This is a genomic window from Micromonospora sp. NPDC049903 (assembly GCF_044460945.1).
In the GTDB taxonomy this organism is placed as follows: Bacteria; Actinomycetota; Actinomycetes; order Mycobacteriales; family Micromonosporaceae; genus Micromonospora.
Genome location: NZ_JBITKL010000030.1, coordinates 37876 through 64409, shown reverse-complemented (window position 1 = coordinate 64409; position 26534 = coordinate 37876). Strand labels below are relative to the sequence as shown.

General features: G+C 67.6%; 15 protein-coding genes, 1 pseudogene and 3 CRISPR repeat arrays. Of the genes and pseudogenes, 2 read left to right on the top strand and 14 right to left on the bottom strand.

Translation table 11 applies throughout. The features are described 5' to 3' along the window. Positions 1 to 71: 71 nt before the first annotated feature. The 13 genes and pseudogenes from ACIBO1_RS28665 to cas3 all read right to left on the bottom strand — a co-directional run bounded on the left by ACIBO1_RS28665 (position 72) and on the right by cas3 (position 20987). Positions 72 to 3935, bottom strand: a complete 3864-nt coding sequence (locus tag ACIBO1_RS28665; RefSeq protein WP_396751816.1) for a hypothetical protein — start codon at positions 3933 to 3935, stop codon at positions 72 to 74. Positions 3936 to 4739: 804 nt separating this feature from the next. Continuing rightward, positions 4740 to 5189 carry a barstar family protein gene (locus ACIBO1_RS28660; protein WP_396751814.1) on the bottom strand — a complete coding sequence of 150 codons (450 nt, stop codon included), beginning with the start codon at positions 5187 to 5189 and terminating at the stop codon, positions 4740 to 4742. Between the two features lie 862 nt (positions 5190 to 6051). Next, positions 6052 to 8011, bottom strand: a pseudogene (locus ACIBO1_RS28655) (RHS repeat-associated core domain-containing protein); the annotation flags it as partial. Between the two features lies 1 nt (position 8012). Then, positions 8013 to 8528: a CRISPR direct-repeat array (repeat unit 28 nt; unit sequence GGGTGACCCCCGCGCGTGCGGGGACGAC). A gap of 41 nt (positions 8529 to 8569) precedes the next feature. Further along, the gene (locus ACIBO1_RS28650) at positions 8570 to 9064 is read right to left on the bottom strand and encodes an HAD domain-containing protein (RefSeq protein ID WP_155222115.1); all 495 of its coding nucleotides are present in this window, start codon (positions 9062 to 9064) and stop codon (positions 8570 to 8572) included. Between the two features lie 23 nt (positions 9065 to 9087). Further along, positions 9088 to 10287 (bottom strand): IS110 family transposase, encoded by a 1200-nt coding sequence (locus tag ACIBO1_RS28645; RefSeq protein ID WP_396751812.1) that lies wholly within the window; start codon positions 10285 to 10287, stop codon positions 9088 to 9090. 243 nt (positions 10288 to 10530) lie between these two features. Continuing rightward, positions 10531 to 11839: a CRISPR direct-repeat array (repeat unit 28 nt; unit sequence GGGTGACCCCCGCGCGTGCGGGGACGAC). A gap of 18 nt (positions 11840 to 11857) precedes the next feature. After that, positions 11858 to 12136: a type I-E CRISPR-associated endoribonuclease Cas2e gene (gene cas2e, locus ACIBO1_RS28640; protein WP_387262401.1), complete on the bottom strand. Its 279-nt coding sequence runs from the start codon at positions 12134 to 12136 to the stop codon at positions 11858 to 11860. Beyond that, positions 12133 to 13125 carry a type I-E CRISPR-associated endonuclease Cas1e gene (gene cas1e, locus ACIBO1_RS28635; protein ID WP_396751810.1) on the bottom strand — a complete coding sequence of 331 codons (993 nt, stop codon included), beginning with the start codon at positions 13123 to 13125 and terminating at the stop codon, positions 12133 to 12135. The genes cas2e and cas1e overlap by 4 nt, the downstream gene beginning before the upstream one ends. A gap of 1 nt (position 13126) precedes the next feature. Next, positions 13127 to 13858, bottom strand: a complete 732-nt coding sequence (cas6e, locus tag ACIBO1_RS28630; RefSeq protein WP_396751808.1) for a type I-E CRISPR-associated protein Cas6/Cse3/CasE — start codon at positions 13856 to 13858, stop codon at positions 13127 to 13129. 4 nt (positions 13859 to 13862) lie between these two features. Further along, the gene (cas5e, locus tag ACIBO1_RS28625; protein ID WP_387262395.1) at positions 13863 to 14675 is read right to left on the bottom strand and encodes a type I-E CRISPR-associated protein Cas5/CasD; all 813 of its coding nucleotides are present in this window, start codon (positions 14673 to 14675) and stop codon (positions 13863 to 13865) included. Next, the gene (cas7e, locus tag ACIBO1_RS28620; protein WP_396751805.1) at positions 14672 to 15859 is read right to left on the bottom strand and encodes a type I-E CRISPR-associated protein Cas7/Cse4/CasC; all 1188 of its coding nucleotides are present in this window, start codon (positions 15857 to 15859) and stop codon (positions 14672 to 14674) included. Before cas7e ends, cas5e begins: the two co-directional genes overlap by 4 nt. A 58-nt stretch (positions 15860 to 15917) precedes the next feature. Further along, positions 15918 to 16490 carry a type I-E CRISPR-associated protein Cse2/CasB gene (casB, locus tag ACIBO1_RS28615; protein WP_396751803.1) on the bottom strand — a complete coding sequence of 191 codons (573 nt, stop codon included), beginning with the start codon at positions 16488 to 16490 and terminating at the stop codon, positions 15918 to 15920. Positions 16491 to 16520: 30 nt separating this feature from the next. Beyond that, positions 16521 to 18179 (bottom strand): type I-E CRISPR-associated protein Cse1/CasA, encoded by a 1659-nt coding sequence (casA, locus tag ACIBO1_RS28610; protein ID WP_396751801.1) that lies wholly within the window; start codon positions 18177 to 18179, stop codon positions 16521 to 16523. A gap of 30 nt (positions 18180 to 18209) precedes the next feature. Beyond that, positions 18210 to 20987, bottom strand: a complete 2778-nt coding sequence (cas3, locus tag ACIBO1_RS28605; protein ID WP_396751799.1) for a CRISPR-associated helicase Cas3' — start codon at positions 20985 to 20987, stop codon at positions 18210 to 18212. Between the two features lie 180 nt (positions 20988 to 21167). Continuing rightward, positions 21168 to 23572: a CRISPR direct-repeat array (repeat unit 28 nt; unit sequence GTCGTCCCCGCACGCGCGGGGGTCACCC). Positions 23573 to 24682: 1110 nt separating this feature from the next. Between cas3 and ACIBO1_RS28600 the strand changes: the two genes are divergently transcribed. Both ACIBO1_RS28600 and ACIBO1_RS28595 read left to right on the top strand, forming a co-directional pair. Next, complete coding sequence (locus tag ACIBO1_RS28600) at positions 24683 to 25198, top strand: RNA polymerase sigma factor (protein ID WP_396751797.1); 516 nt, start codon at positions 24683 to 24685, stop codon at positions 25196 to 25198. A 1-nt stretch (position 25199) separates the two neighbouring features. Further along, positions 25200 to 25913 carry a hypothetical protein gene (locus ACIBO1_RS28595; RefSeq protein WP_396751795.1) on the top strand — a complete coding sequence of 238 codons (714 nt, stop codon included), beginning with the start codon at positions 25200 to 25202 and terminating at the stop codon, positions 25911 to 25913. A 39-nt stretch (positions 25914 to 25952) separates the two neighbouring features. Here the strand turns inward: ACIBO1_RS28595 and ACIBO1_RS28590 are convergent, their stop codons facing one another. Continuing rightward, positions 25953 to 26534 (bottom strand): hypothetical protein, encoded by a 582-nt coding sequence (locus tag ACIBO1_RS28590; protein WP_396751793.1) that lies wholly within the window; start codon positions 26532 to 26534, stop codon positions 25953 to 25955.

The following is a 26534-nucleotide window of genomic DNA, read 5'->3' as shown; positions in this document are numbered from 1 at the left end:
CCCGGTTGACCCCCATCGAGTACGAGACAATCATGATCCCACCGGCCAGTCAGGCCGCGTGACTGAAACTGTCACCTATCGGTGCAGCAGACCCGATCGGGATGATTGGTATCCACGAGTGCCTGGCGCGTGGCCGCGACCAGGTGCGCGACATCGTGTCCCTGCTCGGTGGTGACGGCGATTGTGGTGGCGAGTAGGACCGCGGCGATTTCCGTTGCTTGGGCAGGTCGAGCAAGAAGGGTGGCACCCTTGGCTGCTGCGTAGATCCAGCTGGGGAGAGTGGCTGCGGCGTGGTGTTGGACTTGGTCGATAAGGCGCGCGTAGAAGGCGAAGGTGCGGTCGGGGGCGGCCCATGTGGCGGGTCTGGCGAGAGCGCCGGCGACTGCGGCGGGCTTCCAGTTGTCGTCCTCGGCCAGTTCAAAGAGCCGCTGCTCGTCGAGTGGCAGGTCGCCGATGCCAGCTTTGATCAGCGTTCGGACGCAGTGCTCGAACGTCTCGGCGGTGATCACGCCAGCCGCTTCCATGTGTTGCAGCACCGCCAGTGTTGATGTTGCAGGCACACCGGCATCACGGGCGACCGCCCGTAGCCACGGATCGTCGCTCCAGAGGACCGTTCCGCGTGCTTTCGCGAGATCTAACGGCGCGGACCATGCCATCAGCGCGGACGATCGATGGTTGCCGAACATGCGATCAGTGGGCGGGGTAAGTCGAGTGAGGGCTTCGACGGCATCGTGCAATCGGCAAGCTTCGCTGGCGAGACGGTCGGCCTCGACCTCAGCGGTCTCCTCCAACAGCAGGTGGTCCAGTTGCTCGTCGTACCGCCAGGACGCGGTGCCACGCAAGCTCAAGGTGTCCTTGGCGGTAAGTGCGTCGAGCATGACGTCATCAGCGGTTATCACGCGGGAGAACCGAGCCATCGCGGCCGCACGAATGTCGTCGGGAAGCGCTAGAAGCACACTGATCGCTGCGGTGTCGATCGCGACGTCATGGTCTATGGCATCGCGTGCCGCATTGGCGCTGGCGGTGAACTCGTCACGCTTAGGCAAGTGCGCCGGCAGGACGCCGTCAGCTCGGCACAGGCAGATCTCAGCGTAGCTGCGTCGTGCCAGTACGGCGAGCAGGCCCAGCGGTGCGTCGCCTCGGCCAAGGCCATGGACGAGACGACGCCACTCTTGCTGCAGCTCGTCGTTGCGCGCCATGTTGATCATCTCGGCGCGGAGTTGCTCATGGTCGGCGGTCTGGATTCGTCGAAGGCCACTGCTGTTGGGCCACCGTCGGAAGAAACGATCTATCTCGGCCGCGATCTGGGCTCGCACCTCATTTGTCAGCTCTACTGGTGTGGACCAGGGCAGCATGAGGTTAATCAGGACGGTGGATGCGAGCGATTCGTTGTCATTGAATCGGCGCAGTAGTCGCAGGCAGCCAGCGATGGTGTCGGCTGGGTGTCCCCGACGGCGGTACATCTTGACCCACGCTTGCGCATCGGCGGGGCTCGAAGGTTCGAGCGGTTCAGGAGCTTGATGCAGGACGCGCCAGGCCGCGCTGAGCTCACCGCGTTGCAGGTGGGCGCGGATCAGGGTCCACCGACTGACGCCGTCGTCGGGTTCGATCTGTAGCACAGCGTCCAGAAGCTGGCACATTCGGTCGAGTCGGCCGGCACGGCTGGCGAGGTGAACGGCAAGTCGCAGCGCGTCGGCCCTACCTCCCCACTGCGGAGCGGTACTCGCGAGCAGAGCGTCGAGTTCGTTCTCAGCCTCTGCGAGGCGGTCAGTGCGGGCTAGAACCTCCGCTGCGGAGTGGCGCAACGACGGGTCGTTGAAGCAGTCGGCGGCATCACGCAAGGTCTGCACCTGGTCGTCGATCTGACCGAGCTTCTGGTACGCCACGGCAAGGTTCATGGCGGCAGAGATCGAAGAACGTCGGCGCTCTCGTAGGCGGCCGATCGCTGCTGACGGCCTTCCGCTCGCGACCTCGGCGATTGCCTGAAGTTCAGCGGCCTCACCTGGGTGTGCCATCGCGAAGTCCGGGAATCGGGTGAGACCGTCTACTCCGACGTTGGCCAGTGCCAGCAGCGCTAGGGCACGTTGTTCGTCATCGTCATCGGCGAGTTCGGCCGCACGCCACCAGAACGGTTGGGGATCGCCACCGCCGACAGATACGAGATAGCCGTCTATTCGTGCTCGGATGCTCGCGTCGACAATCCGGTTCGCACAGCCATGGGCGAGTTCGAGGTCGTCGAGATGGATCGCGGCGAGCGCCACCTGCTCGCACACCTGCGGTGATCCCGACTCCACCGGCAAGGCGCCTCGCCCAGGTGCCCCAAGCGCCAGAACGTCACGCGCGTCCATGAGCAGCATGCTGGCCTGACAAGCCAAGGCCACAGCTTCCGCGCTGTCGCCGCGAAACGTGCGGCGCTCGTCACGCGCACGTATCGCCAACGCGCGCGCCTCCCGCAGGTCGGCGTCCCAGTTCGGGGACTCCCCTCGCCGCGCTCGGATGATCAGCAGCCGTGAGCGAGCCACCGCCAGCCCAGGCACCCAGTGCTCACGCAGCGCGTCGGCGAGGACATGCAGGCCCCGGTCCAACATGTCGCGGGTGAAGTCCTCGCGCGGGTCGTGAGGACCGGACAGCCGGAGGAGAAGCACAGCCCGGAACGTCTTTTCGGACGCCTGCTCCGGTCTCCAGGCTTGCAGAATTTGGCCGGCAGTTTCAGGGGCGCCATTCAACAGCGCGATCACCGCATCAGCGATCGGTTCGTTGATGGGGCCAGTGTCCAAATCCGCGATCACGCGCTGGACACCAATGGCGTTGTCGTTCTCCTCGTAGATCATTCCCGCCCGGGCGAGCCACATACCTCGTCGGGGGGCGCCATGGCGAGCAGCCGAGGTAAAGAGATCCGCCGCAAGCGTGTAAGCACCGTAGCTGGCGGCCAACTCCGCCGCGGCGAGTTGCACTGGCCACCCGGCGGTGTCCAGCCACTCGGGGCGGTGGGCTTGCCACTGCCGCAGTACCTTCGACGGAAGATCCTCCGCACTGGTCGTTGCCGAGATCAGCCGCCAGGCAAGGTTCTGATCATCACTCCACGCCGCGAGCAGTCGGGGACCACACGCCGCCGGTAGCTGCCGCAGCCGCTCGTGGACCTGTTCCTCGCGTACCCCGACCGATGCCGATACTGGCCCGGGCACGCGAACGATGCCGGAGACATCGCGGGCGAGCATGTCGAATGTGACGACCGCGGCGGCTTGAGCGTAGACAGCGGACAGGTGCAGTAGCCGATCCCAGAGTGCCACCGCCTGAGCAGCGTCGCCGACAAGCGGCACCAGTCGACTCACCACGTTGGTCACGTCGGCAGGGTCATCGCCCTCCAGCCTGAGCTCGATGATGCGCAGCGCCTTCAACAGCCGCCAGGTCAACGCGCTAGCTCCGGTGGCGCCGTCTATGGGTAGGCCGCCTCGCTCGGCCGCCGACCGCACCGCACCGTCTAGATGGTCTAGCCTCGCCCGGACCTTACGGTTGGTGTGCCGTGCAGCGAAGACAAGCTGCCGGAAGCTGGCGTCGTCAGGACGCTTACGCGCCAGAAACGCCAACTGCGCGACCTGGTCCGCACCCGGATGAGGCGCCGCGACGGCAAGACCCAGCCGTTCATAGTCAGCGTCGAGCGCGGTCTCGCGGTCGACGATCATCCGCAGGTAGTCGACCAGCAGGGCAACGAACGGCGGACTACCCCCAGCGATCGTCGGCGTACGACGCACCCCGACATAGATCGAGCGTGATCCCGCTGGACAGGTCCCGACAGCGACGAGGTCATCGACAGGAGCAACCGCGCCTTGCTGAAAGCGCACCTCACGCGGCGTGACGTCGTTGCCGAGGCCGGCAATCGGGTTGCCTTGCAGCAACGCAGCAAGCAACGTGGCGCCATACGCGTGCTCCAGCACGGTACCGCCACCACCAGTTGCATACGGGCTGGCCAGCCCGACCTCACCCAACCTCACCCGCTGAAGCCGCCCTCTCACACTGTCGAACTCGATCCGAGGAGGCGCCTATCATCCCCTACCGGTACGACAGTCCCACACCTGAATCGCCATCACCCCACTGCCGGCAGCCACCTTGCGCAGACAATCACCCCTACTGCGGGTGGACAGGTCCCCATCGGCAGTCCACCGACTCCACCAGGCCCGGCAACAACACCCCGGATCGTCGAATCGGCATAAGCAGGAAGTCATACCGTGCCGCGCGACCGGAGGTTCCCGCCTGGGACGCAACCGTTGCCAAGCCGAGGGGGCCCCGGCACGGGCGGCGTCCTACGACTCAAAGGTCCATCTGAGCCACTCGCGATCATGACCTCGGCCGTTGGTCTGATGGAAAGACACCGCCCGGCTATTGGGGTACACCGTGACGTGCTCGAACGGACCTCGGTCAGCACGGCCGACATCAGAGCGCATCGACCCGGCAGTCGCGCAGTTCAGGGACGACAAACACGGACTACACGTCGCCGCCGCGCCGGGCGTACTTGCTTGCCGCGGGCACGCGGTCGAGTACTGCCAGCCAGACCACCCCGTTCACATCGCCCTCGGCTCCGCCACGAACGCCCGGTGCTCCCACCGCAGCAACGTGCCGGTCGCGCCGTCGCCAGTGCAATCTGCGCAAGCCCGCACGACTTGATGCCAGTTTCGTGCGAGCTTGCGTAAACCCGAGAACATCAGAATCTCTACAATATCCTGGGCGATTCAAGGCACCCTCTAGCGAGCCGCCCTCAATTCGTCTTCTAATTCAGCGACCTGGGAATCTTCGCAGACCAAAAGGACCAACATGCGACTCGGTTCACCTGGCGCCGCAAGCCCGGGGCCAGCCCAGTGTCGTGTCGCCTCTTTCAATATTCGAAAAAATGCGGGACGTTCAATCGGTTCATCCCTCAGCAACAGATCGGCATTGTCTACGACAATCAGGAATCGGTTTGCCGATAACCAGCTCAGATCTCTCAGCAACTCAGAGAATGCCGGCCAGTTCCAGCCAAAGTATGTCGGGAACCGGAGGCCGTCGTAGAACTGGGTGAACACCGCGTCGAGATCTGCCATAGACCTGCCGTCCACGTTCGTGACGGCTATGGCACCAGTACTGGGCAGCACCTCACTCAGCTTGACCTCAGTGTTGCGCGCCACCACCAACGGCGCCTGATGACTATTCCACATGCCTAAGATCCTGGCACAGCGACGATGAAGGTCTGGTAGTGGGTTGGCGAGTAGTAGACGGACCCGTCCGAGCCCGTTACGATCCGCTCATTGCCCGGCCTCGGGTTGCTCCGTGACTGCACAGTTCCCCACTCTGCATAGGTGATCGGCTTCCCCGAACGGTCGAACATCGGTAACACGTAACCACCCCTCTTGCCCGAGTTTTCGAATTTTACTGGAACGGCGGGCCCACCGTTAGGGCCGAGAGACTGAACGATTACTCCATTTTTACGAATGCTAGCCACGACCTCGAGGCTTTCTGCAGGGATCGAACCAGGAATCCACCCGTTCAGCCGGGAGGTATTTCCCAGCGAGGCCCCGGGTGTTCTGGGTCCGCCCCCGCCGACGGCTCCGAATACCGCGGCCAGCCCGACGGCTTGAGCATTTGCGCAATCGTCCATGCACTGGCCTGCGACGCCAGCCAGGGCACCAACGGCGACTAGACAGCCAACTCCGGCAGATGCCGGGCAAAGGATGGCACCGACCGTCGCCACGACAGTGGAGACCACCACCCCGTCCAGCGCTTCCCAGTAGTCCTCCCAGCCCGGTGAGCCGTACATGGCGTGGCGGAGGCGGACCATGATGGCGTTATTCGCATGTGAGCCAGCAACGTTCCAAGTCTCCGGGTTTTGCTCAATGACCATTGTGACGTACTTGTGTAGTTGCTCCGCCCTCTTCGGCGGGATTCTCGGCACGTTCGCCGACGTCTTCGTCGGCGGCGGCGGTTGGCTCACCGTCTTCTTGGGCCGATGGTCGACGATTTTGTGCTTTTTGGGGCCTGGGCTGTAGTCCCTTAGCTGACCCTCGTTGTCACCGATGGCGTAGAGGCCGGAAGGGTCGCTCAGTGCTATCGGGCTGTTGTTGGCATAGGCGTACCCGTGCATTTGCTGCGGGTTAGCCGGATCGAGGATGGGGTCGACGGAGACAAACTGTCCGATGCTGGGGTCGTACTGACGGGCGCCCAGGTGGGTAAGCCCGGTGTCATCCTGGGTGCCACCCACGAACCCCTTGTTACCAAGCCATGGCGCTAGTGAGGTACTGCGGTCCTCTCCGTAGGGCATCTTCCGCTGGCGTTCGCTGCTTAGCGTGCTGGGGTCGACCTGGATTTGGGCGGTGCCCTGATGGTTGTTGACAATCCATCTGAGGCCGGTGGTGTTGCGGACCGCGTAGCCGCCGTAGTAGCGGGTTCCATCGGCCTGGGTGCCACCGGTGGTCAGTTCGAGTTCGGTGCCGCCCAGGTAGAGGGTGGTCTTGTCGGGGGCGCGGGCGATGAGACGGTTGCCGTCTGCGTCATACAGGTAGCTGGTGCTCTGGCCGCTTTCGGTGAGGGTGGCCAGGCGGCCTTCAGGGTCCCAGGTCAGGGTCTGGGTGGCGCCGGTCGTGGTGGTGCGGGTAAGGGTGTTGCCGGCGTTGTCGTAGGTGAACGACCTGGTCGGAGTACCGGCCTGTGGGCCAACGGCGGTCACGCTGGTGAGCGCGTGGGGTTGGGGTTGTCCTGCTGCGGGTGTGGTGTAGGTCCAGGTGGTGTCGGTGCCGCCGGGCTGCTTGTCGGTTTGGGTGAGTCGGTTGCCGATGGTGTCGAAGGTCCACTGCCGCCAGTAAGCGTCGGTGCCGGTTCGTTGGGGTGTGACGCAGTTCCAGGTGGCTTCGGTCCACGCCTCGGTGAGGCGTTGCAGGTAGTCGTAGGTAAAGCACTCGACCTGGTCACGCACACCGTTGGTCCTGCCAGCGACGACGCTGATCAGCCCGTTGTCCAGGTAGGCGTACTGGTTGGTGAACTTGTCGTCCCACGTGTTGCCGGTGGTCTGGTTCTCGGTATCGGTCTGCGCAACGAGTAGGCGGCGGTCGGAGGTGCCGTGTTGAGTGGTCAGCCGAACCCGCTTGCCGGTGTCCCCGAGGTAGGTGCGGTAGCGCAGCCCGTCGTAGGCGTAGTCGACGTTGGCCAGGAAGGTCTGCGAGCCAGAGACCATTGATGTGAGCAGGCCCTGATCGAGGTAGGTGTAGGTCAGTGTCTCGGCGGGCAGCCCGCCAACGCCCGGGTGGCTGACGGTCGCGGGTGCGCCGTTGGCCTTGTAGGTCATCGAGGTGGTGTAGGTGCCGGCGAGGGCGCCGTTGGCGGTGGATGGGGGGATGGTGATCGTGGTGGACAGGGGCCGGTAGGCGTCGTCGTAGGAGCCGACGCTGGTGGTGTAGGCGAGCCCGTCGGTGTCGTAGCGGGTGGATCCGGTCAGTTGCCCCTTGGCGATGGTGTCGTAGGTCCAGGTGGCCATGATGCGGCCGGTGGAGGAGTCCTCGCGGGCCTCAGTGCGGCGGTTGAGGCTGTCGTAGTTGTAGTACAGCCGCTTGCCGCGCCCGTCGGTGGTGGCCCTCAATGGCCCATTGCTGTGGTACTCGCTGGTGGTAATGCCAGCGTCGGGGTCAACGGCCTGAGTCTGCCGGCCGAGCAGGTCATAGATGTAGGTCCAGACGTTGCCGGCGGGGTCGGTGATTGAGGTCAGGTCGCCGCGCAGGTTGTAGCCGTAGACGGACTTGTCGTAGGCGCCGCTGGTGTTCGATGTGTGGTACTGCCGTGTCTCCACGAGGCGACCATGGTCGTCGACCATGTCGCGCGTGGGAGGGCTCCCTGCTGGCGGCGTCACAGTGGTCGAATTCCAGGTGTAGCTGGTGGTGCTCTTCCATTTGAGAGCGTTCAGGGACCAGGTTTCAGTGGCGGTCTGTCGGCCGCGCCCGTCGTAGATCAGGCGGGACTGCCGCTCGATCACCGCGTCGGCCGCCGTGACCAGGGGGTGACCCCCGCGCGTGCGGGGACGACGATCGCGGCGGCGGCGGTCGGGTACTGGATGCCGGGTGACCCCCGCGCGTGCGGGGACGACGATTGCTGTCGCTCCGTGGCGAGGCACGACGAGGGGTGACCCCCGCGCGTGCGGGGACGACTGGGTGGCGGCACCGTTGTAGAGGACCGCCGGAGGGTGACCCCCGCGCGTGCGGGGACGACGGCGGCACCCCCGATCTCGGTGCCCTGCAATGGGGGTGCCCCCCGCGCGTGCGGGGACGACTACGGCATCACCCAGGAGGACCTGGCCGCCAACGGGTGACCCCCGCGCGTGCGGGGACGACCCGTCCGGGCCGGCGTGCAGCTCGGCGAGCACCGGGTGACCCCCGCGCGTGCGGGGACGACGCCGTCCAGGGCCGGGGTGGAGGGTGTGAGTCCGGGTGACCCCCGCGCGTGCGGGGACGACGCATGGGATGGCTGGGTGCCGTGGGACAGCAGCGGGTGACCCGCGCGCGTGCGGGGACGACCCGAACACGACCACCACCCTCGCCCAGCTGGGGGGGTGTCCCTATGGGTTTGTCAATGGGGCGTCGAGGGTCTTGGCCCAGGCGATGACGTGGTCGATGGCGTCGCGGGTGAGGCCGATCGTCGGGTCGGTGGTGATCAACAGGGTGGGGCTGGTGCGTGTGGCGGCCCAGCTGTGAGCTTCGGGTGTGTGGAGGTCATCGATCCATGCCGCGGGCCGTTGCAGGGCGTAGGCGGCAATGAGTGGGATCTTGTCGCTGGGGTGGAAGGGTGGGGCTGGCATGGTGATCACGGGTAGGGCCGTGATGTGCAGAAGCGGAGCGAGAAGCTGGTTGGCTTCGTCGTTCCAGCTTGTGGCCCATGCGATGTCCAGGACGGTGCTCGCTTCGGTGATCCAGGCGCCGTGTGTGGGGTTGACACGAACGGGTTCCTCGTCTTCAGGGAACAGGTGGTGCTCGGTGTAGCCGGCCGGCGGCTGAGTGGTTCCGTAGGGGTTAAGGACACCGTCGACGTCGAGCAGCAGCAGGGGTCGGCTCATTCGGAGGATTGTGCCTGGTGTAGTCAGCCGGTTGTGACCGCGACGATTGGCCTCGGCTGGTAAGGGACCTTGTCGCGGAGCATGGCGAACAGGACGTCGATGCGGCGGCGGGCCAGGCAGATCAGGGCGGCGTTGTGGCGTTTGCCTTGGGCTCTCTTGCGGTCGTAGTAGGCACGGCTGGCTGGGTCGGCCAGGGCAGCGAACGCGGCGAGGAAGAATGCGCGTTTGAGCTGTTTGTTGCCGCCGCGGGCGGGGTGTTCGCCGCGGATGCTGCTGCCGGAGCGTCGGGTGACCGGTGCCAGGCCGGCGTAGGCGGCCAAATGTCCGGGGGTGGCGAACGAGGTGCCGTCGCCTACTTCGAGCAGGATTCTTGCGGCGGTCCTGACGCCTATGCCGGGCATCGAGGTCAGGACCGCGGCAAGAGGGTGCGCATCAAGCATCCTGTCGACTTCGGCGGCGACCTGGTCACGCTGTTGCAACACGTCGCGCAGGCTGTCGGCCAGCCTCGGCAGGATCGTCTCGGCCGCGGCGGTGCCCGGGACGATGACGGTCTGCTCATCCAACGCGGTCGTGATCCGTTCGACCAGGCGTTCGCCCATGCGCGGCGCGTTCTTGGTCGCGATCGACATCAGTTTGCGGCGTCCGGCCTTGCGCAGCCCGGCCGGGCCGCCGCAGCGCGACAGCAGCTCCAAGCCCTTGTGCTGAATGTTCTGGCCCGAAGCTCGCTCCAGAGCTGGATGAATCTGGGTGAGCAGCCCGCGGATGCGGTTGGTCAGCCGGGTGGCCTCACCGGCCAGGTCGTCGTCGAAGCCAACCAGTATCTCCAGCTCGGCGAGGGCTTCGTCGCCGATGTCGACGCGGCGCAGCGTGTGCGGCATGGTGCGGGCCGCATCAGCGATCACGTAGGCGTCGCGGGCGTCGGTCTTCGCGCTGCCGGGGTGCGGGTCGGCGATCCGGCGCATCGCGAGTCCGGGCAGGTAGGCGACCTGCTGGCCGCAGGCACGAGCGACCGCGACAGGCAGCGCTCCGATCGAGGCCGGCTGGTCAACCACGACCAGGACCGGGCCGTGCTTGGCCAGCTTGTCGAAGACCTGCCGCAGCTTGCCCTCGGTGTTGACCAGCGCCGCGTCGTGCAGCCGCTTGCCGTCCCGGCTGAGGGCGACGGCGTGGTGGCCGTCCTTGCCGACATCAAGACCGAGAAACACCTGGTAGTCGCCGTGCATCGCATCGCCTCCCCGCGACGTCGCGTTCCCGTCTCGGTCGCCAGTCTGGCGTCGACTGCCGGCAGCCACGTTACGAAGAGACCTACCCCAACCGAGCGGGCGGCCGTGTCCCTATCAGCGGTCCGTCGACGCCACCCGGCCCGGCGACAACACCCCCCGGATCATGCCTACGACAGGGGCAGTAAGTCATACCGAGCCGGGCGACCGAGCAGTCCCCGGCTGGGGACGATCAAAAAGGTAACGGGGTGACCCCCGCGCGTGCGGGGACGACTGGAAAGACCTCGCCGACCGCGACGCGGCGCACGGGTGACCCCCGCGCGTGCGGGGACGACATCCTCGGCGCCCGGGTCGGAACCACGTGGGTGGGGTGACCCCCGCGCGTGCGGGGACGACAGCACCGTCACCGGCGTCAGCGGATGGGCATGCGGGTGACCCCCGCGCGTGCGGGGACGACAACTCGGCGCGGCGTAGGGCGTCCCACGCCGTCGGGTGACCCCCGCGCGTGCGGGGACGACGCGTTCTGCCACGCCGTGTGGGCGCGCCCGATGGGGTGACCCCCGCGCGTGCGGGGACGACTCGCCGCCGATCAGCGGCGCGTCCTCCGGTCCCGGGTGACCCCCGCGCGTGCGGGGACGACCCCGACGAACTCTCGTCCTTCTACTTGCCACTCGGGTGACCCCCGCGCGTGCGGGGACGACGCGGCGGAGGCTGCCGCGGTGGTCCTGGTCGACGGGTGACCCCCGCGCGTGCGGGGACGACTGTGCTGGGCCACCCACCACCCGTCGATGCCCGGGGTGACCCCCGCGCGTGCGGGGACGACGCGTCGGTGGTCCGCTGCCCGTACAGCCGCTGGGGGTGACCCCCGCGCGTGCGGGGACGACTCTTCCCATGCGTCCTTCAAGATGGCCATCGCCGGGTGACCCCCGCGCGTGCGGGGACGACGCCCGGACTCTCCGCCGACGATCAACCAGTCGAGGGTGACCCCCGCGCGTGCGGGGACGACCGGACAATGACGCCGAGCCCGACCGCGGCCCAGGGGTGACCCCCGCGCGTGCGGGGACGACAAGGCCGTGGAAGCGGCGGTGGCTTCGGCGAGCGGGTGACCCCCGCGCGTGCGGGGACGACCTGGGGGTGGTTCTGTTCGCCCCACTGGCGGTCGGGTGACCCCCGCGCGTGCGGGGACGACGATGCGGGAGGCGATGACGATGGCGGGCAACTCGGGTGACCCCCGCGCGTGCGGGGACGACCATTCCGCCGGTCTTCTCCGAGTATTCGCGGGCGGGTGACCCCCGCGCGTGCGGGGACGACGTGGAAGAGGCTCGCCATCACTGGTGACAGGTCGGGTGACCCCCGCGCGTGCGGGGACGACCGAACGCGGGCAGGGGTACGGCCGGCAGTGGCAGGGTGACCCCCGCGCGTGCGGGGACGACCGCGACCAGGAAGGCACATCATGATCACATCTGGGGTGACCCCCGCGCGTGCGGGGACGACATTCCAGCGCGGATGGCCGGGTGGGTGTGGAGTGGGTGACCCCCGCGCGTGCGGGGACGACACTTGCTGACCTGGGATTTTATCGCCGAGGTCGGGCAGCCAGCATTAGTCCGTCGAGGTCGACTGGCATCCAGCGGTCTCGGCCCGCGGTGCGGATTGCCCATCCTTGTTCGTTCTGGGCGGGCTCGACCATGACGGCTTGTCCGTCCTCTACTCGGGTGGCGAGCAGGGTCCAGAGGCGGTCTCGTACGCGGGCGCTGGGGTTGCCGACGAAGACGCCTGCGGCGATTTCGATCATCCAGCGGGTGAGGTGTCCGCGGAGTCCTTCGGGTACGGCGATGAGGACGACGACAGTCAAAAGTCCACCTTGGGTTCTGCCACATCCGGGCCGGTCACCCCGACGAACGATGTTTCGTCGAACCTGCCGGCGAATTCGTCAGCCCAGTTGATGCCGCCCGGCACGGTGCCGTGCTCGTCGTCCCACAGTTCGTGGGCGTCTTCGATGGGTTCCTCGGTGTCTGCGTCGAGGAGCAGGGTCTTGATGTCGCGGACGATCCTGCTCATCAGTTTGCCTTCCGCGACGCGGTCGCGGAAGGTGGTGCGGGCATCGCGTTCGGTGGTGAGTCCACGGGCGGCGAGGTCGAATGCGATCGGGATCGTGTACTCGGCCTTGTAGAGATCGGCGATGTCGAGAACGAACGAGGTGGCGCCGCCGGTGTGAACGAACCCGAGGGCGGGGCTGGCACCGAGGCCGACGACCGCGGCATGGCAGATGCCGTACAGGCAGCTGTGTCCGGCGGACAGGAGCCGGTTGACGTCGTCGCCTGCTTCGAAGGGTTGGCCGGTCTTGTAGAGGCGGCCGTCCCACGGCACGCCGGTGCGCGTGGCGTGGAGACGGTAGATCTTCTTGACGCGAGCACCTTCGCGTCCGCGTAGTTGTTGCATGTTCAGGGTGCTGACGTCTTCGTCAGGGAATCGCATGCCATACATGCGCCGGGCGACAGCGAGGCGTTCTTTGGTGCGGGTGACCAGGTATGCCTGGCGGAGCAGGAGTTGGGATCCCCGGCTGGGGCCGATACCGCTGGCGTAGAGCCGTACTCCGCGTTCGCCGACCCAGCAGATGGCGGTGCCGGAGTCGGCGAGAAGGCGCACGGCGGCGGTGGTGATGCGGGTGCCGGGGCCAAGGAGCAGGGTGGCGACCATCGCGGCCGGCACGCGGATAGTGCGTTCCCTGTTGACCAGGACGACCGCGTTGTCGGCGCGATCGACGTGGCAGCGTTCGACGTAGACGCTGGACAGGCGGTCGCTGATGCGGTGCAGGTCCTTGGGGTCGGCCAGCCACCACATGTCAGGACTCTCTTGGAGTTGGTGGGGCGAGGGTGAGCAGCCCGAACCCGTATGCCTTGCCGGTGCCGATCCCGCCGAGCAACGCCTGACGCGCCTGTTCGGTGTCGTCGATGTGCAGGATGCCGTCGAAGGTGACGCTTTCCAGGATGACCTGCGTTCCCTCTTTGGCACCGTGCTTGCGGAAGCGGAGTGGTTGCCGGTCGCTGGCGCGCACGGCGGGAACCTCGTTGTCGTTGACCAGATCGGTGGGGATGGTGCAGCCGGATCGGGCCAGCTTGTCGACGAGCCAGGTCATCTGGTCGGCTAGCTTGCGGTGGGCGACGCGTACGCCTCGGGGGCGTTCACCGGCGAGGTGAAGCGTTTGAGCCTTGGACGGGGCGGTGGGCTTTTTCGTGCTGATGGTGGGGTTGGCTTTCAGGCGGAACGCGAAACGGCGGCCTCGCTGGAGTTGAGCGAGCAACGGTTCATACGACCTGGTGAGGGCCTGCGGTTCGTCGGCGGATGGCCAGCCGGCTTGTTCGATGAGATGTTCCCAGGACGGGATGGACTGGGTCAGTACCAGTAGGGCATGTTGGTGACGGTGGGGTGTTTCCAGCCGCCACAGCACCCGTTCGTCGACGGGTTGGCGGCTGAGGCCGCCAAGGACGGCGGCGTGCAGGGTCTGTGGGTTGTGCAGCATCTGCTGGGTGCGGGTACGCAGCGGGTTGAGCAGGATGCGGGACAGGTACGGCATGCGGCTACCACCCGAGGAGCGCGAAGGGGTCGTGGGGTTCGTCGTTTGGTGAGTTGCTGCCTGACCAGCCGGTAGGCAGCCGGACCCAGTCCTGCCGGACGCGGCGAGTGTCGAAGCCGCGGCGCAGGGGGTCGAACGAGCGGGGCAGGTCGACACGGACGTCTGTGCCGGCGGTGTCATCGACGGTGGCAGGCAGCGCCACGGTCGCCGGACGGTCGAAGCGTCGGGCGATGTCGTTGCGGTGGTGGTCGCTGGCCTGCCACGGAATCTGGGCGAGGACGTCGCCGGGGCTGCCGTCCCAGATGTCGGCATTTGCCGTGTCCTCCTCCTGTTGCAGGAGCAGCGGGAGGGCTGGTGGGCAGGATCTGCGTCCGAGTGCAAGGGGGAACGCGGGGCGGCGCAGTGCGTCGGCGAGGGTGCGCAGCAGGTCCGGCGGGCCACCGATAGCGGCGACGAACACCGCGTCCTGAAGATAGAACCGCTGGGTGACGTGGGTGTACTTCGGCGGTGAGGTGAGCTTCTGGCGGCCCTTGGCGTTCACGGACGCAGACAACAACGGACGTCCGAGCGGATCGCTGACCGTGTGGTAGTCACGCAACAGACTGCCGGGCTGGTCGGTACGCACACCCAGGGCGAGCGTGAGTAGATTCTCAATCGGATCCTGTCGGCGGAGGCCCTGCGCTGCCGCGAGCAGTCCCAGGATTCCGCTCTTGGTGGGCTCGTCGAGGGTGTCGCGGCGGTTGAACTCGCCGCGTCCGCCCCACGACTGCAGCGGCCCAGCGAGCCGCAACACCAGGCTGACCGCGGGCGCGGTCATCGGACCTCCGTGAAGCGGGCACGCACCGCGGACACGGTCGCGTCGATGGCCTCCGGCAGCCCGCTGGGCTGCCCGAGCCACCGCGTCAGGAGGTCACTGTTCTTCTCCTGCTCCTCGCTTCGCTTTGCAGCGGCCTCCGCGAGGGCGATGTCGTAGACACTGGCCACCGACAGCGGTGTGATGTCCCACTTCTCGCTGGAGAACCTCAGTTGCTCGGCGAGGCGGACGGCGGCGTGGGCGGCGATGCCGTCCTTGCTGCGGATGGGTTTCTCGAACGCGGACACACAGTTGACCGGCTGGTCATCGCGGACGGCGAAGGTGACCACAGTGGGCAGGGTGCGATGGGCGAACGTGTTCTGGTGGCCGGTCGGCATCGATCTCACAAACGCCTGCAGGAACGCGCGGGTGGCGTCCTCGGTGGCGGCGATGTCGTTGCCGAGGTTAGCGGCCAGTTGGACGACGTTGAGCGTGGCATACCGGTAGAGAGTGGCGGACGTGAACTCCACCGTGCCGATCATCGCGGCGCCAGCGTCTTCGTCTGCGGGCTTCTCGTCGTCGACGGCGGTGAAGTAGTCGAACTCGATCTCGACCGGGTGAACCGACAGGGCGTGAGCGACCTGCGCGGCGGCATCAACGTTAAGGGCGTTGATGTCAGCGACCATCCGGCCGAACAATGCCACATCGATCGGGTGACCGACCCTCAACTGCTCCCGGACGGGCAGGTCCGCGACTGTCTTACTGAGCGCATCGTCGGCCAACGCGGCCAACTCCGCAGCCCGGTCGGCGACCAGACCGATGATCGCGTCGAGCTGGCTGACACCGAAGAACAGCAGGTAGGCGCTCTCGGATTCCTTCTTGCCCGGCGTGACCTTCAGGTCATGTGCGAGCAACGCGTTGGCCAGCCGCGTCGCGGCCTCGTGATCAAGCCCGGTACGCGCGGCCAACCGCGCGGCCAGCAGCGTGGACACCCGCTTCGTGCGGGTGCCGAGCCGGCTCGGGTCGATGTCGGGCTGCTTCTTGAACTCCTTCCGGGTGGCTCGTTTCCACGCCTGCGACGACACCCTCGCCCGCCGCGCGCCACCGTAAATGGCCTGCTTCGGGCTACCCGCGTCGTCACGGTTGAGGTTCGACGGCGGCACCGTCTGCAAGACGTGCACATCAATATAGGTACGGCGGTCACTCACAAGTTCTCCTCAAAGAATCCAACGAACAGTTTCAGGAAGGGACGGAAGGCCGCACCGGTCAGGCAGACGGACTGTCCGGGGGAGGCTCGGCTTGGTCGCGGTGGGTAAAGTACTGGGATCCCCACCGTCGGCGTACCGCGTGGGCTTTGTCGTCGTCCTGCCAGTCACGCAGGTCAAACAGCAGTGACGTGTAGTCCATCGGTTGACGGATTCCTCGCAGTTGGGCCACCAGCCCACGCAGATGCAGCGTCACCTCGATGAAGCTCGTCGCGGTTGCAGCAGCGGCGAACCGCCGATCGACCGCGTCGGCGCTGAACTTCCCGCTGATCCGCAAGGTGCTCATGGCGGTCCCGAGCCCTACCCCGAGATGGTGCATCAATGTCGGCTGGGACTGCTGATGCACCGCAAACAATCCGAGCGCAGCGTGCTCGGCGTGCAACTCCGGACTGACATACCCGTCCGCCCGCAGCCGGGTGTAGTACGGCCAAAGAGCAGGTACGTCACCGGCGCCGCGACCGAGTCCGCTGCGTAACGCAGCCAAGTCTCGGCCGTCCGGCGTCGCGCCCCGGAATTTCTTCTCCCAAAAGAATTGACGCCGTGCAGGCGCCGACGGATCGCTGGTCGTGCTCATACATGCCTTTCTCGACCAAGAAGGTCAGATTCAGGGCTGGCTACCCAAGATCCTGCGGACAGTCCTGCGATACGACGATTCCGCCGTGCTCGCCCGCAGCATCGGCTTCGTGTCCTTGCCGTCGAACTTCTTGTCCCTGCTCTTGTGACCGAAGAAGGCTGTCGGAGGCGTGGCGGCCAGTACGCGTTCACCGGCCGCGAACGCCAGTTCCTGTGCAGCCTGCCGCCACGCGTCCTCGGCTTCTTCCCACCGCTGCGGCTGCCGCTGCAATCCCGCCAACAGCCGTCGCACCAACTGGGAGAACTCGAACATCAGTCCGTCGCCGAGCCGTTGTCCCTTGTCCCACGGCAACGCCTCACCGCCGGCAGCCTGACGGAGGTCATCGCCGAGACGGTTCGCCGCACGGCGTAGTTCCTCCGCCTGCACGACTACGGTCTCCACGACCTGCCGCACGTCGCTGTCCGGGTCTAAGGCCGTCAACGGCAGCGGCACCACGTCGGCGATCACGTCCTCAACAACAGCGGATTGATTGCCATACGCCACCCCGACGGTCAGCACCTGCACCGGCGCATCCGCCGGGATGTGCCCGTTCATCCTCAGCTGGTGAAGCTGTACCAACAGGTTGCTGCTGAAGACCTTCGTGCCGCTGCTCGGTATCGTCGCCAGTAGCGACTCCAGGCCGCGCCACGCCTCCCGACCCAGCACATGCCGGACCGGCATTACCGACGGCTGATTCGCTTTCGGCTTGTCCACCTGCCGCCACGCGGTATGGGGCTCGACATCCTGCGGCACCCGCAGAAGCCGATCACCCGCCGTCAGCACCGCCCGGCGCACCACCACGTCCCCGCCAGCCGTACGTTCAGGAATCAGCCGCACCCGACGTGACTGCCACGTCAGCAGATCCAGCAGGCCACGTGCACCGCGTGTCTCCCACACTCCCGTAGGACGAGGCTCGCGCCGCCACTGCGGCACATCGTCCGTCGGCGGGTGCCGCACGATCGGAGTGTTCAGCAGAATGGTCTCCGCAAGGTTGCGTCCCAACGGCACCACGATGCCCAACGCACCGCACGGCCCGGTCGGGTTGCCCGTGGTCTTGCCCGCCGCGCCGGCCTGGGGGTCATCGGCCGCACCCGACTTGATCGCCGCAGTGTCCCAGCACTGCGCGGCCAGCATCGCCCTCACCGCCTCTGCAGGACTCAAAGGTGGCGGGTTCGCCTCTGTGCGCGAGGTGAACATCGGCACGTTGTTCCCGGTCGCTATCGCCGCCACCAGCAGCGACACCGGCTTGGTCTCGTCCTTACGCGTACGTAACCCCGCAACCTGTCCAAAAGGTCGAGGACCGAACAAGTCAAACAAGGACCGGCGGGACGTCAGATAACCCTTGATCTGCGCCGACGGCAACGCGCCCTCCATCCACCGCTGACGCCACTCCTCCTCACTACGCGGCACGCCACACGCATCGATGTAAGCGGGCACCAGCACCTGACGTAGTACCGCGGCGACCTCAAGCGGGTTCGCCAGTCCAAGCGCATCGATCTCGTGCGCTCTGGTCAACACGTCAGCCAGGGACCATACCTGCGGAGCGGGCGGAAAGCTGCCGTGATCGGGCTGCCCGGTCGGTGGACCGTCCCGCTGCGCGACGACAGGAATCCACGCGTCGTCCGTCAAATTGAAGGACGGGTTGTCCATCAGCACTCCCAAGTAGTCCTTGCCGTGGCGCTACGCCGAAGCATCAACCAACCCAAGATCGTGTTTATAGGTCAGCCGCCGGCCAGCGAGCACAGTCGAGTTGTTGGCGTCGAGGACGAGAGCACGGCATCGCTGCAACCACGGGTTCCCGTACCAGCCCGGCAGCGGACCAAGCTCGGCCTTGGCTGCGGCGGTGAGATTCGGTCGGGGCGGCAGGCGCACCATCGACCCCGCGACTTCCTCGACGATGTCCGCGTCGCTGGCGTCGCCGTTCGGGCCGAGGCTGTGCCCGCCAAGGGTCAGGTAGCGTCCCTCGTCCTGTCGCACCAGGACCACCTCGACGGATTCCGTCCCGTCGCGTACCACGGCGGCGACGGCGTCATCGTCGGGTAGGTCACCGGTCGCGCGGCCGTGTAGCCCCGCCAACGTCGGGGTACCCAGCGTGTCTTCCCCCGCGAGGAGGAACGATCGTGCAATGTCTTGACGGGCACGCTCGCTGGTCTCCCACACGCGCCGCGCCGACTCCGCCGAATCCCCCCAACTCGCTGGTACGGGTTCGCTGTCACCGTAGCCGCGACTGACCAGATCGGGAACATCTGTCGGGATGCTCCAGCCCCGACCATCCACCCCTTCCAACACCAGCGCGGCACTTCGCAGCAGCAGATGCCGGCCGTAGATGTACATGCTGCCCGACGGAAACGCCGGCGGACCGTCGGCGACGGTGTGAACCCCGGCCACGAACACCTGCGGGGGATGCAGTCCAGCCGGCCGGACAGGTCGGGTGTGGCGGTGCACGCGCCCGATCCGTTGCAGCAGAAGGTCAATCGGGGCGAGGTCGGTCACGAGGAGATCCGCGTCGACATCGAATGACTGCTCAGCAAGCTGAGTCGCCACCACGATCAACCGCTTCGGCCGCTGCACCGGCCCGCCGGGCGGCCCGAGCAGCTCAAGGGCCCGGCGGGTCCGCTCGGCGCGCTCCGCGACGGTCAACCGGGCGTGCAACAGCAGCACCTGCCCGGATCCCCACCTGCCCACCAAAGCCTCGTAGGTCTGCTGCGCACGGCTCACCGTGTTCCGGATGACCAGCGCGCACCCGCCGTCGCGTAGCTGCTCATCGAGCAGACCCACCACCTGCTCCGCCCCGTCCTCAGGCGCCTCCTCCAAGATCCGTAGCCGCACCTGCTCGGCGCGGCGCCACGGAACACTCGTCCGCACGTCCCGCCGGGCAGTGCCACCGACCACGCTGAGCGCGTGGAAGACCGGATACCCCTCTGCCTCGCTTACCACGGACAGGTCCACCACACGCTGGCCGGTCGCCCCTTGCAGATACGCCCGCATAAGGTCGTGCCGCTGACCGGGAGGCAGGGTGGCCGACAGGAGGATCACCGGAACACCGGCGTCAGCCAGCCACCGCAACGCCTCGAACAGGAACTGCGACATGTACACGTCGTACGCGTGCACCTCATCGAGGATCACCACACGACCGTTCAGACCGGCATGCCGCAGCATCACATGCTTGGTACGGGTCGCGGCGTGCAGCAGCTGATCGATCGTGCCGACCACCACCGGCATGAGCATGCCGCGCTTAGGTCCGAGGAACCACTCCGCCGGTGCATGCTCCGGGCGTTCCCACCGGCCACCGTCCGAGACGGCATACTCGTCGTCGCAACCAAACTCGTCCACCCCGGCAAAATGGACACACTGCTGCATCTCGTTCCAGCGCCGGTTGAACATGCGCTTGCCGTGCAGAAGACCCACCGGCAGACCGGTGTCAACGGCACCCGCCCACTCCACAACCCGCTCGAACATCGGATCGCTGGTCGCCTGCGTAGGCATCCCGACGAAGACACCGTCGCAGCCGAAACGGCGACCAAGCACCTCCGCCGCCGCCAACGCGACTTCCGTCTTGCCTTCCCCCATCGGCGCCTCGACGATCAGCAAACCCGGCCCCGGCATCCCCTCCGCCAGTTCGACACCTGCCACCTGAAGAGGCCGCGACGGCTTCCCGAACCGCGCCGCCACCAAATCCTCCACATGCTGATACGGCGCCGCGCCCCATCCGCCCCGCAGCTCCAGCACATCCCACGCCGCCAGGGCACGCCGCCGTGCTGCCTCCATGGACACCTCACCGAGAACGTCCACACCAGCGAACGGCATCCCGCTGGCAATCCAGTCAGCCATGATGACCAACCCAGACAAACTGAGCTGCTGACCCCGACGTGGCGCGACGACAGCACCCAACTCCGTCAGATCGACTTTCAGCTCATCGGCCACCGCCTGCACCAACGCGGCCTGAGCCACCCGCCAGCTCTCCCCTCGGCCCTGGGCATTACCGAGCCGCCGACCAGCCAACAATTTCTCGGCGTCCGGCACCAAACCATGATGTCCCGCGACCAAAGGCCACACCCACGCCACCGTCGAAGCACTCCAGCCGAACGCAGGCAGAACCGACCGGAGAAGAAACGCACCCGCAACCGAGTGGTGCCACCGCGCCGACTCCGCATCAAGCCTGCGCCAATCAAGCCCGACGGCACGAACTTTCCGCGCCAACCCATCAACCTTCGCCTGAAACGCAGGCGTCGCCTTACCAACATCATGAAGTCCTGCTACAAGCGCAAAGAACGTCCTCCCCGCACCACCTGACACCGCATTCAACCAACTCCTCGTACCAGGAGCCAGATACCGATCCCACAGCAACTCGGCCACAGCCGCCGTATCCAGCAGATGCTGCAACAGCAGATTCGGCCGCCCACCAGCATCCGACTTACCCCACCACACTCCCAAGGCGGGTGACCGGTCCAAGGACATGCGGGAGACTGTAGAAGCGGCCACCGACAAACCCAGCACACAAAGCAGCCTCCAGTCGGATCCCCGACAGCCACAAGAGAGGATTCGTTGACACCCGCCACACCCACATCGCGACAGACCAGGCCGAACCAAGTGATTGAAACGGCCACTCGGCTGACCTAAACGCCCAGGTCAGCAAGGGTCGTCCCCGCACGCGCGGGGGTCACCCCAGCCACCGCACCCGCTTGTGGCCGTCCGGGACGTCGTCCCCGCACGCGCGGGGGTCACCCGGTCGGGCGTCCGGTATGAGCCGCACTGTGCTGGTCGTCCCCGCACGCGCGGGGGTCACCCTGGACGGCCGGAGCCGTGCTATCGCCGGACTGTGTCGTCCCCGCACGCGCGGGGGTCACCCCAGGCCACCACCGCGGCGGCTGCGTCCGGTGCCGTCGTCCCCGCACGCGCGGGGGTCACCCGCTACGGCGGTGCTCGAACACGTCCGGGCAGTCGTCGTCCCCGCACGCGCGGGGGTCACCCGCGTGTTCCTAGCTGGTGCTGCGCTGCTTGGTGGTCGTCCCCGCACGCGCGGGGGTCACCCCTTGTCGGCGCCGAACGCGTCAGCGAGCGCGTCGTCGTCCCCGCACGCGCGGGGGTCACCCCTCCCACGCCTTTCGGCACCGGTTTCTGAGACCGTCGTCCCCGCACGCGCGGGGGTCACCCGCGGAGCATCAGCAGCATCGCCTGGCCCGGAGTGTCGTCCCCGCACGCGCGGGGGTCACCCGGTCGGCCGGGCCGGCGACGCCCAGCACCCCGAGTCGTCCCCGCACGCGCGGGGGTCACCCTCGGTCACGATCGCGGTGTAGGGCGCTTCGACGTCGTCCCCGCACGCGCGGGGGTCACCCGTGGTTCGCCGTCGCCAACAGCACGCTCGCCGGGTCGTCCCCGCACGCGCGGGGGTCACCCGCCGAGCCCACCGATCGGCAGCACCTCGTCCGGGTCGTCCCCGCACGCGCGGGGGTCACCCACGGTCAGATGGGCGAGCTGGTGGCACTCGTCGGTCGTCCCCGCACGCGCGGGGGTCACCCGTCCCCCTGATGATGAGTGTGGCGAGTGCTCCCGTCGTCCCCGCACGCGCGGGGGTCACCCTCCTGACTGTCCTCGCGGGCCGCAGCGAACCGTGTCGTCCCCGCACGCGCGGGGGTCACCCCCCGGAGGCGCGGGAGCCGCGCCGATACCTGGGGTCGTCCCCGCACGCGCGGGGGTCACCCGCGCTCGTCGCCGTCGCCGACGGATGGCGAACGGTCGTCCCCGCACGCGCGGGGGTCACCCGGCCGCCTACATGCGCGGCCGGCGCGCCGTCGCGTCGTCCCCGCACGCGCGGGGGTCACCCGCGGAGCCGTCTATGACTGCCACCCTTGCCATTGTCGTCCCCGCACGCGCGGGGGTCACCCTGACCGCCACCAGCCCCCTCATCCCGGCCCCCAGTCGTCCCCGCACGCGCGGGGGTCACCCGCACGGTGGAGATGACTCGTCCGCTCACTGGTGGTCGTCCCCGCACGCGCGGGGGTCACCCTCCGCCAGGGCGGACGTAGGCGAACCGTCTGCGGTCGTCCCCGCACGCGCGGGAGTCACCCGCTTCTCCCGCCGTCCTGCCCGGCGCTGTACAAGTCGTCCCCGCACGCGCGGGGGTCACCCGATCACCACCGGCCCCGCCATCGCCGCCCTGCTGTCGTCCCCGCACGCGCGGGGGTCACCCGCTGGTACGACGATGAGGACCGGGCTGGGCGGTGTCGTCCCCGCACGCGCGGGGGTCACCCGGTCACCGCGCCGGCCCGCTCGTACGAGTACAGGTCGTCCCCGCACGCGCGGGGGTCACCCGATCGCCCCCAGCAGGGTGCGCGGGTCGAACGCGTCGTCCCCGCACGCGCGGGGGTCACCCGTGCCGCCACCCGGTGCGGGTGCGTTGTCCGGCGTCGTCCCCGCACGCGCGGGGGTCACCCGCTCATGGTCGCCGAGGTCCTCTGACCCGAGAAGTCGTCCCCGCACGCGCGGGGGTCACCCCGCCGTAGGCGTCAGCAACGGCTCCATCGGGCCGTCGTCCTCGCACGCGCGGGGGTCACCCGCAGACCTACACCCTCGGGGCCGGTGCGCTGTCGTCGTCCCCGCACGCGCGGGGGTCACCCTACCTGCGGGTTGAGAGTGACCGCCGGAGTCGAGTCGTCCCCGCACGCGCGGGGGTCACCCGGTGGAGGCCGCCGGTTCGAAACCGGCCAGCCGGTCGTCCCCGCACGCGCGGGGGTCACCCGCGCTCGTTCCTTCGCCACGGGCGTATCCAATCGTCGTCCCCGCACGCGCGGGGGTCACCCGACCGACCCTAAGGACGGTTCGGTCAGGCTTCTGTCGTCCCCGCACGCGCGGGGGTCACCCCTCGCGCACGCCGGACAGTGAGCTGCGCATGAGGTCGTCCCCGCACGCGCGGGGGTCACCCCAACTTCGCCTCGGCCTGTTCGGTGACGGTGGCGTCGTCCCCGCACGCGCGGGGTCACCCGCACGAACGTGGCGGCGGCTAGCCCCGTGGCAAGTCGTCCCCGCACGCGCGGGGGGCACCCGGGGTGATTCGACCAGGTTGTTTCGGTACTAGCGCACCAACTTTTCTTGGCCCCACCTGCGGGAATCCAACTTTTCCTGGCCCCACACGAACGTCGACGTTGGTGCCCGACACCGGCCGATGGCAGCTCGGATTTGCTGCCGCGTGGCTGCCGCTCCTCGGCCGTAGACGCGCCTGCGGTGCGGGTCGGCTTGCCGCCGCACCAGGCGGCGGGGCAGGCGCGGGTCGAGCTGGCCGGCTGGCTGCGGCCGGGGCGCTCTGCGAGGTGGGGCCAGATCAACATGCCAAGAGGCGTCCGCCGATGCCACTGGTCCCAGAAAGAGTTGGAACGGTGGGGCCAGAACAGGTTCATACGGACACCCGGGGTGAGCGGCCGTACGGTTCAGAGCGCCGTCGTCGTCCCCGCACGCGCGGGGGTCACTCTGGCACCCGCAGGCACCCGGCGCGGACACCAGCTCGTCGTACCCGCACGCGCGGGGATCACCCGACGCCTAAGTACGCGCCCTGCCCGGCGTGTGGGTCGTCCCCGTATGCGCCGGGCGGTCACCCCGTCCACGGCCGACGCGTTCACCCTGGACCCGTCGTCTCCGCACGCGTGGGGTCACCCATCGGGGCCACAACGCCAACCGGAAGATCAAATGCCGTTGGAGTAGTAAGGCCACAAGGATCTGGACCAGCCTTATATCCGGACGGCCAGTGAGCCCGGTGTGAGCCCGGACGTTCAAGCATCCGGCACTACTGATCATCATAGACCGGGATCCGCAGAGGCATCTAGCTGGATAGATAGATGCCCCTGCGGATCGACAAACACCCGGAATCACAAACCGCATTCAACTTCTAATCCCAAGGCCGCAGGTTCGAATCCTGCCGGGCGCACCTCTGTTCGCACTGCTCAGCGGCTTGCCGCCGCCCCTCGGTCCCCCGCTCACCCGGCAACCCGCTGTCCGACCTACGCCGCTGGCGCCAAGGCCGAGGCAGACCTGACCCACCCCGTGAACGCAGCCGGCCGGACGCTGGCGACCACCACCGGCGCCCTGAGACGCTACCGGTGGGTGAACGATGCCGGGGAGTTCTGCGTCCAGGTCCGGGAGGGCAACGGGAGGGAGTGCCGATGAGGCCGCCGGTGCGCAGATCGCTGGAGGACGACCCGTCATCGGGCATCGACGTCAGGCGGGTCCGAGCCGTGCTGAGCATGGGCGGTGTGCCATGGCAGGACCTGGATGATGCGATGCAGCAGGTCCGGCTCAAGCTCCTGGAGCAATCGTCGGCGGAGACGATAAACAACTCAGCCGCCTGGACGGCTGTCGTCGCGTCGCGGGTCGCCGTCGACTGGCACCGTCGTCGGCGGCGCCATGAACAGCTACGCCAGCGGCTCGTGGCGCTTCGGGCGCCTGCCGTCGCCGACACGCTGCCCGACCCGGACCGCGATCTCGCGATGGTGGTGGCCGGGGAACTCGATGAGCTTCCAGCGGACCAGCGCCAACTTCTGGTGCTGCGGTTCTATGTCGATTTGACCGTGCCGCAGATCGCCGACGTGCTCGGCATCGCGTCGGGAACGGTGAAGAGTCGGCTGCATGCGGCGGTCGGTCGGATGCGGGCCAGGTTGAGCGCGAAGGGAGTGGTGTGAGATGTCTCGGGTGGAGAGCGGTGGCAACTCCCATCGCGACGATGCGCTGATGTCCGCCGTCACCGGCGAGCAGCCGGCTGATGCGATTGCGGGCACCGACGAACTGGCCGAGGCGACGGCAGCCGTGAACGCGTTACGGCGTGGCATGGCAGCACTCGGCACCGAACTCGCTGCGGCGACGCCCGCCGGGGTGGCGGACTCGCGTACCCCGCTCATTGCGGCCCCGACGAACCACGGGCCCGACCGGCCTCCGGCCAGGCGGATGTCGACACGGTCATGGGTGCTCGCCACCGCGGCGGGGGTCCTGGGTGTGGCTCTGGTCGGCGGCTACGCGCTGAGGGCGTCCGACCCGGCTGACACGTCGGCGAGCCGGAGCCTTCCGGGTGTCGTGGCGTGCGCCGAAACCATCGCGGTGGGAAGTGTGGCGTCGGTGAGCCGTACGGGCGACCGGTTCACGGTGACGCTTGACTCGGTGCGCTACCTGAAGCCGGAGAACGGGCCGGAAGTCCTCACGGTCGGTGATGCAGAGTTGGCCGTCGGTGGATCGAGCACTGAACCGGTCACGGGTCAGCCAGCCCTGGTAGTGGTTCACGACGCGGCCAAGGGCGATGTCGACCTCGTCACCGGCGCGGACATCGACTCGGAGTGGGCCTGGATGGCGCAAGCGCTGCCCGACTCACGTTCGATCGATTCGACGGACTGCGCCGACGAGTGAGTGGCGGCGCAGTGTCCTGCACTGCGCCGCCGCCGTCGCTCAGTCGATCTGAGCTGACTGGTAGAGCGAGACCGGGTTGGCGGCCCTGTCGACGTCGGACGGGAACACGGAATCCTGCGACTCAGGCGCGGCGACGGCCCTCTTCCACTCGGCCACTACCGCTTCCGCAGCGGCGCCGGACGGAACCTCGACCGGGGTGAAGTTGGACGGTACGACATGCCAGCCGTCCTTGCCCGACAGGCGCGACGCGAGAATGTAGGTCTTGCCCGGCTCCAGCGGGGTGGCACCGTCGAAGACGACGCGTTCCCGGCTGATCGGGTCGTCGCCACCTTCTTGAACGACCCGGACATGGCCACTGACGCTGCCCTGAAGCGTCGCCTTGACCGTTACCTCGAAAGGCGTACAGAGAAAATCATCGGAGTCGCGCTCCGCCGAATCCTGGGAGTCGATGGAAGCGACGAAGATGTCGTCGGCCCACCCTGCGGCTAATCGCGGAGTGTCGAGACTGACGGCGTACGTGGCATGGATGGCAGTCGTCTCGTAGGGAACGGTGAACCATGCCCCAGCGGCAACTGCGGCGACCGCTAGTGCGACTGCGGAGTACTTCTTCGCCTTAGCCAC

Bases quoted from the DNA above. Each gene is read 5' to 3' on its own strand.
- ACIBO1_RS28650 (WP_155222115.1), bottom strand. From the start codon at position 9,064: ATGAGCCGACCCCTGCTGCTGCTCGACGTCGACGGTGTCCTTAACCCC.
- cas5e (WP_387262395.1), bottom strand. From the start codon at position 14,675: ATGACCGCGCCCGCGGTCAGCCTGGTGTTGCGGCTCGCTGGGCCGCTG.
- ACIBO1_RS28600 (WP_396751797.1), top strand. From the start codon at position 24,683: ATGAGGCCGCCGGTGCGCAGATCGCTGGAGGACGACCCGTCATCGGGC.
- ACIBO1_RS28595 (WP_396751795.1), top strand. From the start codon at position 25,200: ATGTCTCGGGTGGAGAGCGGTGGCAACTCCCATCGCGACGATGCGCTG.
- cas1e (WP_396751810.1), bottom strand. From the start codon at position 13,125: ATGTGGTGGCTGGCCGACCCCAAGGACCTGCACCGCATCAGCGACCGC.
- cas3 (WP_396751799.1), bottom strand. From the start codon at position 20,987: ATGTCCTTGGACCGGTCACCCGCCTTGGGAGTGTGGTGGGGTAAGTCG.
- casA (WP_396751801.1), bottom strand. From the start codon at position 18,179: ATGGACAACCCGTCCTTCAATTTGACGGACGACGCGTGGATTCCTGTC.
- ACIBO1_RS28660 (WP_396751814.1), bottom strand. From the start codon at position 5,189: ATGTGGAATAGTCATCAGGCGCCGTTGGTGGTGGCGCGCAACACTGAG.
- ACIBO1_RS28645 (WP_396751812.1), bottom strand. From the start codon at position 10,287: ATGCACGGCGACTACCAGGTGTTTCTCGGTCTTGATGTCGGCAAGGAC.
- casB (WP_396751803.1), bottom strand. From the start codon at position 16,490: ATGAGCACGACCAGCGATCCGTCGGCGCCTGCACGGCGTCAATTCTTT.
- cas6e (WP_396751808.1), bottom strand. From the start codon at position 13,858: ATGCCGTACCTGTCCCGCATCCTGCTCAACCCGCTGCGTACCCGCACC.